Origin of the sequence: Streptomyces sp. NPDC056061 (genome assembly GCF_042266885.1) — a bacterium.
GTDB lineage: Bacteria > Actinomycetota > Actinomycetes > Streptomycetales > Streptomycetaceae > Streptomyces.
Genome location: NZ_JBHJWQ010000012.1, coordinates 144284 through 162834 on the forward strand (window position 1 = coordinate 144284; position 18551 = coordinate 162834).

Sequence of the window (18551 nt, forward strand, 5' to 3'; positions counted from 1 at the left end):
ACTGACAACGCGGGTCGGTCCGGGGTGCCGTCGCGGCGCTCCCCGCGCCCCGTGCTCACCGGCGAGGAAACCGGTCCACGGGGCCGGATGCACCGAGTCGGGCGGCCCGGGGCGGCCGGTCGTCCTCCGCGCAGCAGGTACGCGCGGAGGACGGCCGAGAGGGACTGCGAGCCCGAGCGGGGCGAAGTGCGGGGCGTCGGTGAGGCGGTTGATGTGTTCGGTGAGAAGGAAGGCGGTGGCCTCCAGGTCGTGTCCGGCCGGCCCCGATCCGCCGGACACGACCTGAGGGATCGTCTCCTCCCCGGTCCGGTGGCCGTACGGCTTGCCCTGCGGGCCGGGGACCGAGATCGGTGGCCGCCGCGACGTCCGGCAGCGATCCCCCGGGTCACCGGGTCACCGGGTCACCGGGTCACCCCCACGGCACCTCCACCGATCGGTGGTATCGCCACCCGAGCCCGGACCACCGCGGCGCGTGCGTGGCGAGCCGTACCCGGTATTCCTCCCAGTCCCGCCCGTCGGCCGGCGACCATCCGATCTCCGCGATGCCGGGGAGCCGTGGCAGCGTCATGTACTGCACCTCCTCGAACGTCGCCACCCGCTCCGTCCACAGCGCGGACTCGGCGCCGTGCACCTGGCTCTCGGCGACGCCGGGGATGTAGGTGGCCGGGTCCCAGGTGTAGCCGTCCTGGACGTCGGTGTATCCGGCCCAGTCGTGCCCGTACGGTGTGTCGGCGTCGTACTTCATGTCGAAGTACGCCTTCTTGCTGGGCGAGAGCACGAGCTTGGCGCCCTGTGCCAGCGCGCCCTGTGCCTTTGCGGCGTTGGCCCAGAACTGGACGACGGTGCTGGGGGCGATGTCGGCGAGGCCGACCTCCTCCCAGCCGACCATCTGCTTGCCGAGGCCGTGCACGGTCTGCTGGGCGCGGCTGATGAAGGAGCGGTAGTCCTCGGGTTCGGTCGCCAGCGCCTCGTCGCCGCCGATGTGCAGGTAGGGGCCGGGGGTGAGGTCGGCGACTTCGCCGAGGACGTCGCCGATGAACCGGTAGGTGAGGTCCTTGTCGATGCACAGCGAGTTGGGGATGCCGGTCTCGCCGGTGTAGAGCGGCGGTGCTACGCCGTCGCAGGTGAGTTCGGCGTAGCTGGCCTGGGCCGCGTTGACGTGGGCGGGCATGTCGATCTCGGGGATCACCATGATGTGGCGTTCCGCGGCGTGGCGGACGATGTCGGCGTACTCCCGTTGGGTGAAGTAGCCGCCGGGGCCGCCGCCGACCTCGGTGGAGCCGCCGTAGGTGGCCAGGCGGGGCCAGCTCTTGATCTCCAGGCGCCAGCCCTGGCTGTCGCTGAGGTGCAGGTGGAGGCGGTTGATCTTGTACAGAGCGAGGATGTCGATATAGCGCTTCACCTCGTCGGCGGTGAAGAAGTGCCGGGCCACGTCGAGCATGGACCCGCGCCAGGGGAACCTCGGGGCGTCGTCGATGTGCAGGGGGGAGATGGTCCACGGACCGGCGTGCGGGGTGGCGGACTCCGCCGCGGCGGGCAGCAACTGGCGCAGGGTCTGCGTGGCGTGGAAGAGGCCGGCCGGCTCGGCGGCGCGCAGGTGGACGCCGCCGTGGGTGACGTCGAGCCGGTATCCCTCGGCGGAGGGCGTCTCGTGGTCGTCGGCCAGGGTGATGGCCCGCGGGGCGGCACCGGAGGCAACCACCGGGACGGCATGCCCCGTGGCCCGGCGCAGCCAGGTGGCCAGGTGTTCGGCCGTGCGGCGGGCCTCGTGGGCCCGGTGGCGCACCGCGACGGCGGTGTCGGCGGTGATCTCGAACGGCCGGCCGCCGGTCATCTGCAGCGAGCGGGGTTTGGGGATGAGCGCGGGCGCGGGCGGTGTGACGGGGGTGGTGCGGGCGGGGGCCGCGGCGGCGGTGGAGGTGAGGTGGGCGGCACCGGCGAGGCCGACGGCGCCGGCGAGGAGGATGCTGCGGCGACGGGGGCTGTGCTGCATCGTTCGTTCTCCTCTCAGGCCAGGGTGAGGTGGGGTTCGAGGGTCACCTCGAAGAGGCGGTCCCAGGGCAGTTCGATGTGGATGTCGGTGACGTCGGCGAGCTTGGCGGTGCGGGTGGTCGCGCCGCGGCGGCCGAGGAGGAGGTGGTGGCCGGCGAAGTGGTCGGTGAAGTACTGACGGGTCACCGGGGCGAGGCGGTCTTGGACCCAGCCGTCGAAGAACGTCTTCTGCTCGGCCGTCAGGTTCATGGGGGTCCACCCCCTGGACGTGGCCTCCGCGTAGGCGGCCTTCTGGATGACGTTCTTCCAGTGGTCGTCCTTGACGAACCGGTAGAGCAGGTATTCCGCGTGCGCCCGGCCCGGCCCGGTCAGCGCCGGTACCCCCAGTCCGCTGGTCGAGCGGTGCAGGAACGCCCAGCGGGCGGTGGCATGGGCCAGGGCCAGACCGAGGGCGTTGCCGCCGGTGTTCCAGCCGGAGTACGACAGCAGCGCGGCCAGGTCTACTCGCTGTTCCAACTCGGCCACCAGGTCGTGGTCGGCGCGGTTGACGAAGACCGGGTCCACCACGACGACCGACTCCCCGGCAGCCGTCAGCGCGGCGGCCCTGCGGGCGAAAGCGGCGAGGTCGGCCGCCCGCTGATTCTCGCTCGCCGAAGGGGTGTTGACCATGAGCACCAGGTCGGCGCGGCCGTTGACGACGGTGCCGCCGACGGATTTCACGTGCCTGCGGATGTTCTCCGCGAACGGGATGCCCTCAAGGTCCGCCGTCCACTGCTCGCCGGAGATCCCGGCGTACTCCACCCGGTAGGTGGGCGCGGTCCCCGCGGCGATCAGCCGGGCGACCAGCAGCGCGTCCACCTCGTCCGCGCCGGGGAAGACCTCGACCCGTCGGCCGACCCCGAGTTGTTCAACCAGCTTTTCGAGCTCGACGCGTTCGGCCCGGGCCAGGCCCACCGGGGCGGTGTCGTCCTCGGAGAGCACCAGATGGCTGATGGTTCCGTCGGCGACCCACTCGACCATCTGCCGGTTGACCTCATGGTTGCGGGCCCGCGCCGTCCGGTAGTCGTCGACCACCGCGTCCGGGATGGTGGCCCGGACCGCCTCGAGCCGGGGCCGCAGCTCTTCCCGGCCGAGGTTCTCCACCTGGTCGTACAGCTTGGCCCACTCGACCAGCGGAGCCACGTACTGTTCGAGGTCGGGATTGCCGGGGGTCAACGCGAGGCGCTGGATGGTGTCGTGGACCACGATCTGCGCGCCCGGCCGGGCGGCCCGCAGCGTCTGGATCGCCGCGATGTTGGCCCGCGCCGATTCGAGGGTGGGTGTGCCGGTGCGGGAGGCGATCAGGCCGCCGTAGGCGAGCATGCTCACCGAGATCACGTACTCGTCGGCGCCGACCGAGCCCAGCCAGCGGGCGACGGCCGCGCCGTCCCCGGGCTGGAAGAACCGGCCGAGGGCCTTGCGCGGCGGCAGTGTGAGGTCGACGCCGGCGACGGCGGCGGTCATGGTCGGGCAGTAGACGTTGACGGGCCGGTCGTCGAGAGGGACGAGGGCGATCCGGCGGCTCGGACGTGGGGTCGCGGTGGCGGCCTGCGGGGTGAGGCCCAGCAGCGGGGCGGCCAGGACGGCGGCTCCGGCGGTAAGGACTGTGCGTCTTCTCATCGGGGGTGCTCTCCGTTCGCGTCGGCGTGAGCAGGAGCTGTCCGGGCCAGCTCCCTGGTCAGGTACAGGGGTGAGGTGATGGCGTTGCCCACCACCACGGCGTGTGCCCCTGCGGCGTAGGCGCGTCGCAGGTCGTCCTGGGTGCGGTAGCGGCCCTCGGCGAGCACCGGCACGGCCAGCCGCGTGGCCAGGCGTTCCAGCAGGCCGAGGTCGGGCCCCTGGGTCTTCGGGGAGTGCGGGGTGTAGCCGGAGAGCGTGGTGGCGACGGCGTCGGCGCCTGCGTCGACTGCGGCGTGTCCCTCCGCCTCGGTGGACACGTCCGCCAGGACGAGGGCGCCGACGGCGTGCGCGGCGGCGACGACGGCCGGGAACGGCGTGGGCCGCGGCCGGTCGGTGGCGTCGATGGCGACAAGGTGCGCCCCGGCCTGCGCAACGGCTCGGGCGTGCGTGCTGGTCGGCGTGATCGTCACCGGCCCGGGGCCGTCCTTCCACAGGCCGATGACCGGTACGTCCACCGCCGCCCGCACGGCGGCGATGTGGTCGGGGGCGTTGGCGCGGATGCCGGCCGCGCCGCCGAGGACCGCGGCGGCGGCGACCCTTGCCTGCACGGATGCGTCGCGCATCGGGTCGGCGGGTTCGTCCGGCAGTGGCTGGCAGGAGACCACCAGGCCGCCGCGGAGGGTGTCGAGAACGTTCACTGGGGCTCCGTCTCGGTGGTGTGCGGGAAGGTGACCGACCGGGGTCGGCTGCTGGGATCGACCGGTCCGGGATCGGCCGGCAGGCGCGTGGCTCGCCGGGTCATCGCCGCCCTGGCCGCGCCGACGGCGACGGCTGCGGCACCGAGCGCGGCCGGGACCAGCGTCACGTCGGCGTGGACCGGCAGCCGTTCGGCGGCGTAGGCGCTGCGGGTGTGCGGCAGCAGTGCTTCACCGGCGCCTCCGGCCAGCACCACCGTCTGCGGGTCGAGCAGCGCCACCAGGCCGGCGAGGGTCCGGCCGAGGGCGTGGCCGGCGGTGGCGAGGACCTCCGCGGCGGCTGCGTCGCCGGAGGCGCAGCGGGCGGCGACCTCACGGCCGGTGACGTCCGCCCCGGTGCGCAGCCGGTAGGCGCGGGCGAGCCCGGTGCCGGAGGCCACGCCCTCCAGGTGTCCGGTGCGCCCGCAGCCGCAGGTCAGCTTGTCGGCGTCCGGCGCCGGAAGATGAGCCATCTCTCCGGCGCCGCCGCGCGCCCCGTGGTCGACGGCGCCGCCGCGGACCAGGCCGCCGCCGAGGCCGGTGCCGACCGCGACCAGCAGTACATGCGCGTGACCGCGGGCGGCCCCGGCCCAGCTCTCGCCGAGGGCGGCGGCGTTGACGTCGTTGTCCACCACGACGGGCCGGCCGATGCGCCGGGCCAGCGCCTCCGCCACCGGTGTGCCGGCCCAGCCGGGCAGGGAGTCGGTGGCGTACCGGACGACGCCGGTGGCCGGGTCGATGACGCCCGCGGCGCCGACGCCGACCGGACCGGTGCCGCCGAGGCGCCGGGCCAGGTCGGCGGCGGTCCGCAGCACCGCGTCCGGGCCCTGCGCGGCCGGGGTGTCGGCTCGCGCCTGGTCGAGCACGGCGCCGTCGGGTCCGACGAGGGCGGCCAGCGTCTTGGTGCCGCCGATGTCGATGCCGAGTGTGGCGTTCATTTCAGCCCCGTGTGGGCGAGGCCCTCGATGAACTGCTTCTGGGCGACGACGAACACCACCAGCACGGGGATCGCGGTCAGCGACGCCGCGGCGAGCTGGACGTTCCACATGGGCCCGCCGTAGGCGTCCATGTACTGGGTGAGTGCCTGCGGCAGGGTGAACTTCTCCGGCGAGGAGAGGTACACCACCGGTTCCAGGTAGAGGTTCCAACTCTGCAGGAAGGTGAAGATCCCGACGGCGCCGAGCGCCGGCCTGGCCAGCGGCAGGGCGATCCGCCAGAACGTGCCGAAGTAGCCGATGCCGTCGATCCGGGCGGCCTCCTCCAGTTCGTTGGGCAGGCTGATGAAGAACTGCCGCATGATGAACGTGGCCAGGACGCTCGGCGCGCCGAAGATCGGCACCAGGATCAGCGGCCAGTGGGTGTTGATCAGGCCGAGGTCGTTGAACATCTGGAAGAGCGGGACGATGGTGACCTCGCTCGGGATGAGCAGGCCCACCAGCACCACCAGGAACAGCACGTTCTGGCCGCGGAACTTGATACGGGCGAAGGCGTACCCGGCGAGCGAGGACACGATCATCGTGCCCACCGTCACCAGCGCGGCGATGTAGATGCTGTTGACGTACTGCTGGACGAACGGGCGCCCGTCGAAGACCTCCCGGTAGGCCGAAACCGTCGGGCTGGTCGGCAGGAGCTGTGGCGGGTAGGCGAAGATGTCGCTGACGGGTTTGAACGACGACGTCACCATCCACCAGGTCGGGAAGACGAAGGGGATCGCGAGCACGCAGAGCAGGCCGTACAGGGCGACTCGGGCGCGCAGCGGGACTTTACGATTCATAGAAGACCCACTTCTTGCGCAACTGCCACTGGAACACGGTGAGCGCCAGCACGATCAGCAGCAGCAGGATGGAAAGGGTCGCGCCGTAGCCGAAGTGATGGAACTGGAAAGCCTGCTGATAGAGGTAGTAGACGAGCACGGTGGTGGACAGCTTCGGGCCGCCCTGGGTGAGCACCGCGATCTGCGCGAACACCTGGAGCGAACCCACGATGGTGATCACCGACGTCAGCAGTACCGTCGGGCTGATCAGCGGCAGGGTGATGGACCGGAACCGGGTCCACGCGCCCGCGCCGTCGACCCGCGCCGCCTCGTACAGCTCCTTGGGCACGCCCTGGAGCGCGGCCAGGAACAGCACCATGTTCAGACCGACGTTCTTGAACACCTGCACGACGATGACCGAGAACATGGCGGAGCCCTCGCCCCGCAGCCAGTTGGGTCCGTCGACGCCGACGGTGCGCAGCATGCCGTTGATGCCGCCGTTGGCCTGGAGCAGGAAGCCCCACACGATGGTCCAGGCGACCAGCGAAACCACGACGGGTGAGAAGAACAGCGTGCGGAACACCGTCATCCCGCGCAGCTTCTGGTTGAGCAGGACGGCGAGCAGGAGGGCCAGGCAGAGGTTGAGCACCACCAGGCCGACCGAGAACAGGGCCGTGGACTTCAGCACCTGGGGCAGGTTGGCGTCGTCCAGCAGCTTGGTGTAGTTGTCGCCGCCGGTGTAGTGGAACTCGCCGGCCAGCACGTTCCACTCGTGCAGGCTGAACCGGACGACCAGGGCGATGGGCAGCAGCACGAACACGACGCTGCCGAGGAGCTGGGGGGAGATGAACGCGAGACCGGCGAGTTGGTCGCGTCGGCGCCGGGTCCAGAACGGACGTCGCATCGGCTGCCCTGCGGTGGCGGATCCGCCCTCGGGCGGGTCCGCCGCCGCTGTTCGCGGGGAGACGGACATGGTCAGTTCTCCAGCAGCTGGGAGATGTTGCCGCACAGGTCGCCGAGAACGCCCTTGACGTCGGCGTCCGGCTTCCACAGCGGGTCCAGTCCGGCGCGGACCCGCTGGGCGAGTTCGGCCTGGCCGGTGTGGCCCGGCTTGACCACGCCCTTCTTGACGCCGTCGACGACCACGCTGTCGAGCTGGTCGTTCTTCAGCAGCGGGTTGGTCTTGGCCAGGTTCTCCGCGGTGAGCTGGGACGCCCGGGGCGGCGGGAAGTAGGCGGCGAGCTTGGCGGAGTTCTGCGGGTTGGTGAAGTAGGCGAGGAAGTCCTTGGCCTCCTTGGTGTGGCCGCCCCGCTTGACCACGCCGATGCCGGCCTGGCCGATCACCGAGTAGTCGCCGCTCGGTCCGGCCGGCAGCGGCACCAGGTCCCATGCGAACTTGGCGCCCTCCAGCAGCGACGCCCGGCTGATCTGGGTGATGGTCATCGCGGAGTCGCCGGTGAAGAAGTCGGCGGTCTCGCCGGGGCCCGGCATCGCCTTGTCCTCGAAGATCCCCTTGTGCAGGGTGGTCATCGCGTCGACCATCGGCTTGCTGTTGAAGGTGCAGGTCTTGCCGTCGGCACTCCAGGGCTCGGCCTTCCAGCCGCCCCAGAAGGTGGCGAGGTTGCCCCATTCCTTGTATTCGAAGTCACGGATCACCATGCCGGCCTTGCCGGTGGAGCGGTGCACCTCGGCGCCCTCGGCGAGCACGGTCGGCCAGTCCCACTTGCCCGCCCCGATGAGCTGGTCCGGCGTCTTCTGGCCGGCCTTCTTCAGCAGGTCGCGGTTGACGAAGACACCGAACGGCGAGGTGGAGAACGGGTACGCGTACAGCTTGTCGTCGCTCTTCCAGAGCTTGGTGGTGCTCGGGAGCAGGTCGTCGTACTGGTAACCGCTGGTCTGCTTCAGGGTGTCGTCGAGCGGCACCAGGGCTCCGGAGCCGACGAAGTCGGCAGCGTCCGTCTCGAAGACCCACGCGAGGTCGGGGGCGTTGCCGCCGGTCATCTGGGTGGTGAGCGCCGTGCTGTAGGTCTCGAACGGCAGCGGGTCGAACTTGATGTCCTTGATCTCGGGGTGGTTCTTCTTGTAGGCGGCGGCGATCTCGTCGAAGAGCTTCAGGTGCGGCTTGTTGGATGTCCAGACCGTCATCCGCAGGGTCACCGGACCGCCGTCGCCCTCCGAGCCGCCTCCACTGCACGCGGACAGTACAAGCGTTGCGGACATCGCGGCGGCGACCGTGGCCAATCCTCTTCGTATCAACATGGTGTTCTCCCTCGGTGGTGCGTGGAGGTCCGGTGCCGTGACCGGCGATGTCTGCCCGCAAGAAGCGGTGTCCGGCGCGTGTGATCGCAAGACGGCCGGAAGCCCTCGGATGGGATCTCCCCTGCTCGAACGGGGTCGAGAGTTCGGGGAGGTGCCGGGCGGCGAGACGGGGCAGACGTCGCCGGGAGCGGCACTAGTAGCCCGTGATGTCGGGCCAGCGCAGCTCGACGCCGGCTGCGGTGAGCTGGTCCTGGAAGGCCGAGAGCAGCTCGGGGGTCTCCCGGACCGCGCGGGGGCGGGTGCCGTGGGTGAGGCAGAAGGCGGCGAGTGCGCCGGCGGCCTCCCCGATGTTCCACTCGACCGGGTGGACCCGGTAGGCGCCGTTGGTGATGTGGGTGGTGCCGATGTTCTTGCCGGCGGGCAGGAGGTTCTCGACCCGCTGCGGGAGAAGTGCGCCCAGCGGGATCTCGAACGGGCTGCAGCCGACGTCGATGTAGTTGTCGCCGCCCGTCGAGGGGTGCAGGTCGATCCGGTACATGCCGAGGCCGACGGTGTCCGGGTACCGCACGGCGCCGCGCTCCCCGCGGACGGCGAGCGAGAGGTCCTGCTCGACGACGGTGTAGTCGGCCCTGATCCGGCGTGCCTCGCGGATGTACGGGGCCTGGGCCAGGCCGTCGGTGCCGCCGGTGATGTCGCCGCGCAGCCGCAGCCCCGGGAATCCGGTGCCGCCGTCCGGTCGGGGCGCCTCGGTCTGCATCCAGTACAGGAAGGCGAAGCTCAGCTCCCTGGCCCGGCGCAGGTGGTCGGCGGCGTCGGGAACGTCGAGGACCGGGCCCTCCAGGTAATCGATCATCGGCCAGTTGACCAGGGTGATGTCGCTGGGGTACGCGCCGTCGGTGAAGGTGTCTCGGGCGGCGATCCGGCGGAACGTCCACAGGTTGGCGTTGCCGGGATTGACCCGCTGGTCGGCGTTGACCGCCAGTGGGTCGTCACCGGGGTTGGGGCTGAAGTCGTGTTTGACGAGCTCCAGCGTCCTGGGGTGCGGGTACTGCCAGGACAACAGCGGTCCGCCCCAGACGTCGGGCTGGTAGGAACGCCAGAAGTCGTAGTCCGCGGGCTTGTCGATGGTGTGGTCGCCGTCGACGTGGTCCAGGGCGAAACACACCGATACGGCCTGCATGTTCAGCGGCTGGGCGACCTGCGGGGCGCTCGGCTCGCCGGTATCGGCGGCGGACTCGAAGCCGGTGACGTACTCGGTGCCGGTGAGCGGCAGCAGTTCGCCGGTCTCGGTGGCGTCCAGCACGTAGGGGGCTGTGGCGTGGATCCTCTCGCCGGTGTCGCGGTGAGTCAGGGTCACCGCGGTCACCCGGTCGCCGTCGGTGTCGGCGGCGGTCGGCCGGTACGGCTGGAGGACGGTGAGCCGCCCGCCGGCGCGGTAGGGCGCGAGCATCGCCGAGATGACCGCCGCCGCGACCCGCGGTTCGTGGCAGAGCTTGCTCACCCAGCCCCCGCCGGGGTTCAGGTCGAGGCGGGCCCTTGCCCGTTCGGTGAGCGGGTAGTGCCGGCGGTAGTAGTCGCGAATGCCGTCGCGCAGGGCCCGGTAGCCGGCCGTGACGCCGAACTGCTCCACCCAGGAATGCTCGTCCGGCGGCACTGCCTGGCTGGTGAGCTGCCCGCCGAGCCAGTCGAACTCCTCGGTCAGCACCACGGTCCGGCCGGCGCGGGCCGCGGCGAGCGCCGCGGCGACGCCGCCCAGCCCTCCGCCGACCACCAGCACATCGCTGCGTATCTCAGTCAAGAACGGTCCTTTCTCGGTTCGCCGAGGGTCTGCCCCTCGACGAAGTGGCACGGCAGAAGCCGCTGGAGCATGGTGGTTGGCTCGTCCTCCAGCAGGGCGGCGAGGAGTTCCACCGACTGCCAGCCCATCTCCCGACGCGGAATGCGGAAGCCGGTGCACGCGATGTCGGCGTCCGCCGACTCGGCAGGTACGCCGGTCACCACGACCGACAGGTCACCGGACACGTCGACGCCGCGCTCCCGGGCCGCCCGGATCAGCGCGACCCCGTCGTCGTGGCCCTCGACCACGGCGGTGGTCACCCCGGCGGCGAGCAGCGCGTCCAGGGTCTCCCCCGCGGACCGGCCGGCTGTCCGCTCGTGCCGACCGCTCCCTCGGGTACCGGCGCGGAACCCGTTCATCCGGTCGTCGGCGGACTCCGCTCCCTCCCCCGCCCCGACGTAGGCGAACTCCCGGTGCCCGAGCCTTTGGGCCCGCTCGACCAGCTTCCGGGTGGCGGCGGCGTAGTCCGCGCCCACGCAGGGCACCGGGCCACCTGCGTCGTCGCGTCGGCCGACGGCCACGAACGGGTAGTTCTCGCGATTCAGCCGGGCCAGCTCGTCGTGCGGTATGTCCCGGCCGAGCAGGAGGCAGCCGTCGGCGATCCGCAGCCGGTTGTTCTCGTGGAACACCTTGCGCCGCCCGTCGGTGACCGGGGCGCTGGTGAACAGCAGCAGGTCGCACCTGAGTTGCTCGGCGCACTCCTCGATGCCGCGCAGGAACGGGTAGTAGAAGTCGGCGCTGGTGCTCGGGAACACCGATTCGTAGGTGAATACGCCGAGGATCTGGTTGTGCTGACGCACCATTCGGCGGGCCACCGGGTCGGCCGCGTACCCGGTCTCCCGGATCACGTCGAGGACGCGTTGCCGGGTCTCGGGCGCGATGCGGGTCGTCGCGTCGGTCCTGTTGTTCAGCACGAGCGAGACCACCGCCTGACTCACGCCGGCGAGGCGGGCGATGTCACGCTGCGTGATCCTTGACACGGAACTCCTCCGAAGGCCGCTGAAGCCATCGGCTGATAATACGTATTATCAACCTGGTGATCAGTGACGCTACTCGGGCCGTTTCACGGTGTCAACGGTCCCGAGGGGGCTTTGTCCGGGCGATCACGGTGGAAGGAATGCCGGTGTGCGTGGCGAAGCACGTCGCGGGACCGGGCGGGATTCGAGAAGCCCCGGCCGCCTCGCGGCCCCTGGCGCGATGGTCATGGCAACCACCGCTTCCGCCGCAGTCCACACGTCCCTCGCGTCCGTCACCCTTGCGGTGGCCGCCCCCGGCTGACCAGCACCTTCCCATCCCTGCGAGCAACACGAGCCCACCGGGGCCGTGGCAGCCGGGGGCCCCACCCGCCCGGACGCCGAAGACCCCGTCGACGCCCACCGCAAGGGGTCCGTCGGCGAGTTGAGGTCATTGCCGGGCAGCCACGTGCAGCTGGTGCCGGAGACGGTCGAAGCGGGCAATGCTGTCGTCGAGACCTCCTGGCCGGGAGCGCAGGAGCCAGCAGGAACGCTGTTCGGCCAGGAGTGGTTCGAGTTCTCGGAGGAGGCGGTGGGCCGTGGTGGGGTCGATCGCACTGGCCTCGGCACGTGCCTGCGCGCGAGCCCGGAGCAGCCGCACGGCAAATTGCGCGAGGGCGATGGCGTGGTCGAGTTCGCGGAGCAGCACATCGCCGTCGCCGGCCGCGGGCTCGGCAGCGGTGAGGTCGAGGCGGCAGGCGGCCAACGTCGTGGCGGCGGCGTCGAGGTCCTGCGGCGACGGGTAGGTGTGCATCGGGCAGGTGGGGTCCGGCAGCAGGGCGCGGGTGAGCGGGGAGGCGTTGAGGAGTGGGGGGTTGAGGGCGCGGGCGATGCGGCCCAGGCGGTCGAGCACGGTTCCGCTGAGGGCGGTCGCGTCCAACAGCACGTGCTCGTTGAGGACGGCGGCGATGTCGAGGTCGCGATTGCTCCGAAGACACCAGCTGACGGCGCCGCCGAAGACGGCAGGCCCGAAGGCGATCGACGGCGGGTCCCACATGCCCTGGTCGCCCCAGGAGGTGAGCAGGTAGCCCTCGGCGCCGTGTTCGAGTCCCGCTTCCGCCGCGTCGACCATGTTCTCCACGGCGTTGTCGAGCCTGCCGATCAGCGAGTTCCAGTTGCCGGCGCCGGGAGCGACCCAGAACGCGATTCCGGCCTCGCGCAGCACTTCGGCCCGCCCGCGGAAGCCGTCGCGCAGCTGGTCCATGTCCGAGCCCGTGCGCTGCCAGGACCTCAGCTCCTCGCTGTCGGCAGCGATGACATCGGCGGCTTGCCGCGGTGAGTCGTACTGCCAGATGACGGGTACGGCTCCCTGCGGCACGCGGTCCATCAGTTCGGGGTGCTCGGCGAAGACGTCGGCCCAGAACTGCACGGTGTACCCGGCGTCCAGCCAGGGCCGCATGATGCGCTCCAGGTGGGTCAGGTAGACGTCGCCGACGCCGTCGCGAGCGGTCTGTTCACGGGAGTGTCCGGTGCCGAGTTCGAACGGCTCGTCGGCTCCGATGTTGACGCGCCGGGTGCGGAGGTTGCCGGTCATCTCCTCCAACAGAGCTGTGACGAACGCGGCGTTGTCCGCTGTGGGTGCCAGTGTGCCGGGTGGGCAGTGGGCCCCGCCGCGCTCGAACCCGTCCGGGTTCTCGGCCCGGTGGGCATGGGTGGTGTGGCGCAGGAAGCGCTCCATGTGGCCGAAGGTGTTCTGGTTCGCCACCAGGTCGATGCCGTGCGCCGCGCAACGGGCGTCGAGCCATCGAAGGTCTTCGGCGGTGAGCGGGGAGGCGTCCTGCCAGACCTCCTGGTGGTCTCGGTAGGCGTAGGTGTGTTCGCAGTAGAGTTCGAGCTGGTTGAAGCGGGCCAGGGACAGCAGGGACAGCCATCGCTCCAGGGTGCGGCGGGTCGGTACCCGGTCGCGGCTGATGTCGAGCATGAAGCCTCGGACGGCGAAGTCGGGGTGGTCGGCGATCTCGTAGCCGGTCTCGGGAAAGTCCTGGTCGGCCCGTAGCTGATCGAGGGTCTGCAGGCCGTAGCGCAGACCCGCCGCGTCGCGGTGGTGGAGGTCGATGCCGGCCGGTCCGGTGTGCAGTCGATAGCCCTGCGCCGGCAGGGAGTTGTCCACGGCCACGACCACGGGGGCATCGAACGCGGCGCCGCCCGCCCGCGTGGTCATCGAACGCGGGCGAGGATAGGGAATGACAGGCACAACCAGTCTCCTGAGCGTGGGGGCGGTGTACGGGACGGCACGGTCCTGCCCGTTGCCCGGCCGGACGCGGGGGCACGCGCGGCCGAAGCGCCGGTGGGGCCGGGCATCTGCGTCGGCTGCGCCCTGCCGTGCAGGGCACAGCCGAGGATCCGGGAAACTGCACAGCAGGCCCGGCGGCCTTGAGGGCCACGTGCGCGAGGGGCGCTACGGCGCGGTGGGGATGTCCTGGTCGAGCAGCGCGGCCGCGTGAACGTCCGTGTAGACGGTGCACGACGGGTGAGTGCGCAGGATGGTGCTGGGCCACTGGACGGTCAGGGGCTCCTGCACCGTCGCCCGCACCGCGTCGGCCTTGAGTGCGCCGGGAACCATGCAGAACAGGTGGGAGGCGTTCATGAGCGTCGGGATCGTGACCGTGATCGCGGTCGCGGGCACGTCGGCCAGGGTGGGAAAGCAGCCGTCGGCGACTTGCTGCTCGCGGCATGCCTGGTCGAGGGAGACCGGTTTGACCGCCTGGGGATCGGCGAAGTCCGCCACGGGCGGATCGTTGAAGGCCAGGTGGCCGTTCATGCCGATGCCCAGGCAGACGATGTCGATCGGGTCTTCCAGCAGAAGCTCTGCGTAGCGGTCGGCGGAGGCTTGGGGTGTCTCCGCGCCGGTCGTGTCGATGTAGTGGACGGCGGCGAAGGGAAGTCGGTCGAACAGGGCCGTGCGCAACCAATTGCCGAAGCGTTCCGGCGCCTCGGGCCGCAGGTCGAGGTACTCGTCCATGTGGAAGGCGGTGACGCGGTTCCAGTCGATATCCGGCTGGCGGATCAGGGCGGCGAGCGTCTCGGTCTGGCTGGGCGCCGCGGCGAAAATCATGCGGGCATGGTGCTGTTCGGCCAAGATCAGGCGGAGCCGATGCGCTATTTCCGCGGCAGCCGTCTCGCCGAGCGCCTGCCTGTCCGGGAACACCTTCAGTCTGACATCAAGGTCGTTTAGTGGCATGACCGGGAGTCTGGAGTGCAACCGTTTGCACGTCAAGAGGCATAGCCCCTTAAGGTGTGCGCATGTCGACTCGACCACGCTCTTCCTCCGGAATCACCATCGGCGACGTGGCCGTCGCCGCCGAGGTCTCACGCTCCACGGTGTCCCGCGCTTTCAGCCGCCCCGACCTGCTCAGCCGCGAGACCGTCGAACACGTCCGGGCCGTCGCGGAGCGGCTCGGCTACATGGTCAACCCTGCGGCACGGGCGCTGTCGACCGGGCGGTTCGGCAACATCGCCATGGTCGTGCCCGACGTGGCGAACCCGTTCTTCCCACCCATGGTGCGCACGGTGCAGGCGCGGGCCGAGCAGGCCGACCTGGCCGTCTTCCTCGGGGACTCGGACGAGTCCGCCGCCCGGGAGGCCAAACTGGCCGCCCGGTTCAGCCCGCAGGTGGACGGGTTCATCCTGGCCTCCTCGCGGCTTGAGGCAGAGGTGGTACGGGAGTTGGCCGCCGGCCGCCCGACCGTCCTGGTCAACCGGGACATCGAGGGAATTCCCCGGGTGCTCATCGACTCCTCGGGCGGGATGATCGAGGGGGTCGTGCACCTCAAGCGGCTGGGGCACCGCAAGATCTCCTATCTGGCCGGCCCCCGCGATTCCTGGTCCGACCAGCAGCGCCGGGCGGCCATCCGGCAGGCGGCCGCCGATGTGGGCGTGCACGTCGAGATCGTCGAGGTCGGACGCCCCAGCTACGCGGCGGGCCGGGACGCGGTGTCCGCGCTGGTGGAATCGGGTGCGACGGCAGCGGTCGCGTTCGACGACGTGGTCTCCCAGGGAGTGCTGGCCGGCCTGGAGCTGCGGGGCATAAGCGTGCCCGACGACTTCGGCCTCATGGGCTGTGACGACACGCTCGCCGCGCTCACCACACCGGCCATGACCAGCGTGTCGGCCGCGTCGGCCACCGCGGGAACCGCGGCGGCCGACCTCCTGGTGCGCATGCTGGAGACGGGGCACACGGAACCGGAACGGCTGACCGTCGCCACCCACCTGGTGATCCGCGCCACCACGGGACCCGCGCCGAGGTGACGGATGCGTTACGGCAGAACTTTCTCTGCGTAACCCGTTGACGATGCAAACGGTTGCATGCTTCAGTTCGGGCCATGACACGGATCGTTGTTGCAGGGGCAGCCCATCCTCATGTCGACTACGTGCTCGACGAAGTGAGCCGGTCCCCCGATCTGCAGTTGATTGCCGTCGCCGATCCGGCGCGTGAGTTGGCCGAAGAGTGCGCTTCGCCTTACGGGGCGCGTGTCTTCACCGATCACCGCCGGATGCTTGATGAGGTGCGGGCCGATGTGGTCGTGACGGCAGGCGTCTACGGCGACCGGGGCCGGATCGTCGTCGACGCGTTGGACGCCGGCTGCCATGTGCTGGCGGACAAGCCCTTGTGCACCACCCTCGACGAGGTCGATGCCATCGCCTCGGCGGCCCGGCGCAGCGGACGTCAGGTGGTGCTGATGCTGGAGAAGCGGTACTACCCGGAGACGCTCGCCGCGCTCGACCTGGTGCGGGCGGGCACACTCGGGAAGATCACCGGCGTGCTGTCCTCCGCGCCGCACAAGCTCAACCGGCCCCAGCGGCCCGGCTGGTTCTTCGACCGGGCCCGCTACGGAGGCATCCTGGCCGACCTGGTCGTCCACGACATCGATGCCGCCTTGTGCTTCACCGGCCTCACCACCGGCACCGTGCGGGGAAACGTCGTCGGCACGGTGCCGGGGACGACGGACTTCGCCCCCTACGGCGTCGCGACCTTCACGGGCGCGGATGTCCTGGTCACGACCGAGGTCAGCTGGATGACCCCGGCGGCCTCCGCGGTGCACGGCGACTACCGGATGCGGCTGGTCGGCACCCGCGGCACAGCCGATCTGCTGTGGGCCCGTCGCCGCCTGGTGGTGACCACCGACGAGGACGCCACGCACGACGTCGAACTGCCCGAGGGCTTTCGGCCCGCCCAGCTCCCCCTGCGAGCCCTGGCACAGGGCGAGGCACCCGACATCTCCACCGGTCACAGCCTTCTGGCCACCCGGCTGGCGCTGCTGGCTCAGCAGTCCGCCGACGCCGGTGGTACGAGCATCGCCTGGTCGGCGCCCCCCGCCCCTTCCCTCTGACCCTCCCCTCCAACGCCTTGTGCGTGAGCCGCGCAAACCTCAGTACCTCTCGAAAGTGACGGAACAACCATGCGTTTCGCCTTGCTGGGCGCCGGTGTCATCGGTGCCGTACATGCCCGGTTGATCAGCACGCTCCACGAGAGCGACCCCCGGACCGAGCTCGCCGCCGTCATCGACAGCGACCTGGACAAGGCCACGACGCTGGCCGAGGAGCACAATTCCCGTGCCTATGCCGACGCCGCCGAGGCGTACGCCGCCGAGGAGATCGACGCGGTCGCCGTGTGTCTGCCCAGTGCCCTGCACGCGGACGCGGCGATCGAGGCGCTGAACGCGGGCAAGCACGTACTCATCGAGAAGCCCGTGGACATCACGCTGGACGCGGCCGATCGGATCATTGCCGCCCAGCGTCGCAGCGGCCGCACGGTGTCCGTCATAAGCCAGCGCCGCTTCCAGCCGCCGGCGGCGTTCATCAAGGACGCCGTGGACGCGGGACGGCTGGGACGCACCACCTCCGGGATCGCCGAGTCGGCGTTCTTCCGCCCGCAGGCCTACTACGAATCCGGTGACTGGCGCGGCACGGCGGCGGTCGACGGCGGCGGCGCGCTGATGAACCAGGGCATCCACGCCCTGGACCTGCTGCTGTGGATGCTGGGCAAGCCGGTGCAGGTCAGCGCGCAGACCGGTCGGGTGGCCCACCAGGACATCGAGGTGGAGGACCTGGCGGCGGCCACCATCCGGTTCGAGAACGGCGCGGTGGGACTGCTGCTGGCCAGCACCGCTGCCTATCCCGGCCTTCCGGTTCGGCTGTCGGTCCACGGCGACCGGGGAACCGCGGTGATGGCCGACGACCGGCTGGAGTATGTCCACTTCTCGGACCACGTCCCCGCGCCGCCGCCGTCCGAGGAGCCGCTGCGCGACGGCTGGAGCCTGGTCGACAACGCGCACCTGGCTCAGTACGAGGACTTCGTGGCCGCGATCCGTACCGGTCGCGAACCGGGCGTCACGCTCGCGGCGGCGCGCCGCTCGCTCGCGGTCGTCCTGGCCGTCTACGAATCCGCCCGCACCGGCCGCCCCGTCGACCTCCAGGAGAGCTGAACCATGAGCGAAACACTGCGCATCGCGATCGTCGGCACCGAGAACAGCCACGCCGAGGAGATCCTCCACTGCCTCAACGTCAAGAGAATCTCCCCGCAGGTCCGGGTGGTCGCCCTCGTCGGCCCCGACGACGAACGCAACCGGGAACTGGCCGCGCTGGGCGGCGACCTGCCCGTCGTGGCCACCTCGGCCGAGCTGATCGACTCCGTCGACGCCCTGATCGTCACCAACCGCGACGGCGCCGCGCACCGGGCGGAGGCGGTGCCGTACCTGGAGGCGGGCAAGCCGGTCTGGGTGGACAAGCCGCTGGCTGCGAGCGTCCGGGACGCGCAGGCGATCATCGAGGCGGCCGACCGTGGTGGGGCGCCGATGACCTCGTACTCGGCAGTGCGATGGGTACCCGACGCCGACCGGGTCGAGGAGGCCGCCACCGGCATCGGTGACATCCAGACCGTCACCGTGACCGGCCCGGCCGACCCGGACAGCGAACACAGCGGGATCTTCTTCTACGGCATTCATGCCGCCGACCTCGCCCAGCGCCTGGCCCCGGGCACCCCGGGACCGGTGGAGGTGGAACGGGTGGCGGGCACCGTCGTGGCCCGGTACCGCAGCCCGGCAGGCGTGCTGGTCACGCTGCAGATGGTCACCCCCACCGAGGCCGGGCGGGTGCCGTTCCACGTCGAGATCGTGGGCCGGTACGGGCTGGTCGGCCGCGACATCGAGCTGAACGCCGACTACGTGGAGCCGGGCCTGAAGGTCTTCCTGCAGATGCTCGAGACCGGCAGGCCGCCGCTGTCCACCGAGACGCTGCTGGCTCCGATCACCGTCCTGGAGCAGATCAGCGCCGCTTTGTAGGGCGGCACGCCCACTTCACTGCCT

15 protein-coding genes are annotated in these 18551 nt (G+C 70.8%); 4 read left to right on the forward strand and 11 right to left on the reverse strand.

The window, feature by feature from the left end:
• Nucleotides 1–409: 409 nt before the first annotated feature.
• The 11 genes from ACFC79_RS19080 to ACFC79_RS19130 form a co-directional block, all read right to left on the reverse strand.
• A complete protein-coding gene (locus ACFC79_RS19080; RefSeq protein ID WP_376241537.1) occupies nt 410–1993 on the reverse strand; it encodes a beta-N-acetylhexosaminidase in 1584 nt (527 codons plus the stop codon).
• A 14-nt stretch (nt 1994–2007) separates the two neighbouring features.
• On the reverse strand, nt 2008–3651 hold the full coding sequence (locus ACFC79_RS19085; RefSeq protein ID WP_376241538.1) for a DUF4127 family protein: 1644 nt from the start codon (nt 3649–3651) through the stop codon (nt 2008–2010).
• Nucleotides 3648–4349: an N-acetylmannosamine-6-phosphate 2-epimerase gene (locus ACFC79_RS19090; protein ID WP_376241540.1), complete on the reverse strand. Its 702-nt coding sequence runs from the start codon at nt 4347–4349 to the stop codon at nt 3648–3650. Before ACFC79_RS19090 ends, ACFC79_RS19085 begins: the two co-directional genes overlap by 4 nt.
• Nucleotides 4346–5323, reverse strand: a complete 978-nt coding sequence (locus ACFC79_RS19095) for an ROK family protein (protein ID WP_376241542.1) — start codon at nt 5321–5323, stop codon at nt 4346–4348. Before ACFC79_RS19095 ends, ACFC79_RS19090 begins: the two co-directional genes overlap by 4 nt.
• The gene (locus tag ACFC79_RS19100; RefSeq protein ID WP_073786170.1) at nt 5320–6159 is read right to left on the reverse strand and encodes a carbohydrate ABC transporter permease; all 840 of its coding nucleotides are present in this window, start codon (nt 6157–6159) and stop codon (nt 5320–5322) included. Before ACFC79_RS19100 ends, ACFC79_RS19095 begins: the two co-directional genes overlap by 4 nt.
• A complete protein-coding gene (locus tag ACFC79_RS19105; RefSeq protein WP_376241544.1) occupies nt 6149–7111 on the reverse strand; it encodes a carbohydrate ABC transporter permease in 963 nt (320 codons plus the stop codon). The genes ACFC79_RS19100 and ACFC79_RS19105 overlap by 11 nt, the downstream gene beginning before the upstream one ends.
• Before the next feature lie 2 nt (nt 7112–7113).
• Nucleotides 7114–8397, reverse strand: coding sequence for an ABC transporter substrate-binding protein (locus tag ACFC79_RS19110; protein ID WP_376241546.1), 1284 nt, complete (start codon nt 8395–8397; stop codon nt 7114–7116).
• Nucleotides 8398–8590: 193 nt separating this feature from the next.
• The gene (locus tag ACFC79_RS19115) at nt 8591–10186 is read right to left on the reverse strand and encodes an FAD-dependent oxidoreductase (protein WP_376241673.1); all 1596 of its coding nucleotides are present in this window, start codon (nt 10184–10186) and stop codon (nt 8591–8593) included.
• Nucleotides 10187–10191: 5 nt separating this feature from the next.
• A complete protein-coding gene (locus tag ACFC79_RS19120) occupies nt 10192–11214 on the reverse strand; it encodes a LacI family DNA-binding transcriptional regulator (protein WP_376241547.1) in 1023 nt (340 codons plus the stop codon).
• Nucleotides 11215–11638: 424 nt separating this feature from the next.
• Nucleotides 11639–13408: a glycoside hydrolase family 20 zincin-like fold domain-containing protein gene (locus ACFC79_RS19125; protein WP_376241549.1), complete on the reverse strand. Its 1770-nt coding sequence runs from the start codon at nt 13406–13408 to the stop codon at nt 11639–11641.
• A 237-nt stretch (nt 13409–13645) separates the two neighbouring features.
• Nucleotides 13646–14350 (reverse strand): 6-phosphogluconolactonase, encoded by a 705-nt coding sequence (locus tag ACFC79_RS19130; protein WP_376241675.1) that lies wholly within the window; start codon nt 14348–14350, stop codon nt 13646–13648.
• Nucleotides 14351–14490: 140 nt separating this feature from the next.
• Here ACFC79_RS19130 and ACFC79_RS19135 point away from each other — a divergent pair, with 140 nt between their 5' ends.
• The 4 genes from ACFC79_RS19135 to ACFC79_RS19150 all read left to right on the forward strand — a co-directional run bounded on the left by ACFC79_RS19135 (nt 14491) and on the right by ACFC79_RS19150 (nt 18527).
• Entirely contained in the window at nt 14491–15495 is a 1005-nt protein-coding gene (locus ACFC79_RS19135) for a LacI family DNA-binding transcriptional regulator (RefSeq protein ID WP_376241551.1), read from the forward strand.
• Between the two features lie 74 nt (nt 15496–15569).
• The gene (locus tag ACFC79_RS19140) at nt 15570–16577 is read left to right on the forward strand and encodes a Gfo/Idh/MocA family protein (RefSeq protein ID WP_376241553.1); all 1008 of its coding nucleotides are present in this window, start codon (nt 15570–15572) and stop codon (nt 16575–16577) included.
• A 69-nt stretch (nt 16578–16646) separates the two neighbouring features.
• Nucleotides 16647–17672: a Gfo/Idh/MocA family protein gene (locus ACFC79_RS19145; protein ID WP_376241555.1), complete on the forward strand. Its 1026-nt coding sequence runs from the start codon at nt 16647–16649 to the stop codon at nt 17670–17672.
• Between the two features lie 3 nt (nt 17673–17675).
• A complete protein-coding gene (locus ACFC79_RS19150; RefSeq protein ID WP_376241557.1) occupies nt 17676–18527 on the forward strand; it encodes a Gfo/Idh/MocA family protein in 852 nt (283 codons plus the stop codon).
• The last annotated feature ends 24 nt before the right edge of the window (nt 18528–18551 follow it).

Coding starts and splice junctions, on each gene's coding strand:
- ACFC79_RS19110 (WP_376241546.1), bottom strand. CDS start 8,397: ATGTTGATACGAAGAGGATTGGCCACGGTCGCCGCCGCGATGTCCGCA.
- ACFC79_RS19105 (WP_376241544.1), bottom strand. CDS start 7,111: ATGTCCGTCTCCCCGCGAACAGCGGCGGCGGACCCGCCCGAGGGCGGA.
- ACFC79_RS19125 (WP_376241549.1), bottom strand. CDS start 13,408: ATGACCACGCGGGCGGGCGGCGCCGCGTTCGATGCCCCCGTGGTCGTG.
- ACFC79_RS19140 (WP_376241553.1), top strand. CDS start 15,570: ATGACACGGATCGTTGTTGCAGGGGCAGCCCATCCTCATGTCGACTAC.
- ACFC79_RS19150 (WP_376241557.1), top strand. CDS start 17,676: ATGAGCGAAACACTGCGCATCGCGATCGTCGGCACCGAGAACAGCCAC.
- ACFC79_RS19095 (WP_376241542.1), bottom strand. CDS start 5,323: ATGAACGCCACACTCGGCATCGACATCGGCGGCACCAAGACGCTGGCC.
- ACFC79_RS19085 (WP_376241538.1), bottom strand. CDS start 3,651: ATGAGAAGACGCACAGTCCTTACCGCCGGAGCCGCCGTCCTGGCCGCC.
- ACFC79_RS19145 (WP_376241555.1), top strand. CDS start 16,647: ATGCGTTTCGCCTTGCTGGGCGCCGGTGTCATCGGTGCCGTACATGCC.
- ACFC79_RS19100 (WP_073786170.1), bottom strand. CDS start 6,159: ATGAATCGTAAAGTCCCGCTGCGCGCCCGAGTCGCCCTGTACGGCCTG.
- ACFC79_RS19135 (WP_376241551.1), top strand. CDS start 14,491: ATGTCGACTCGACCACGCTCTTCCTCCGGAATCACCATCGGCGACGTG.
- ACFC79_RS19080 (WP_376241537.1), bottom strand. CDS start 1,993: ATGCAGCACAGCCCCCGTCGCCGCAGCATCCTCCTCGCCGGCGCCGTC.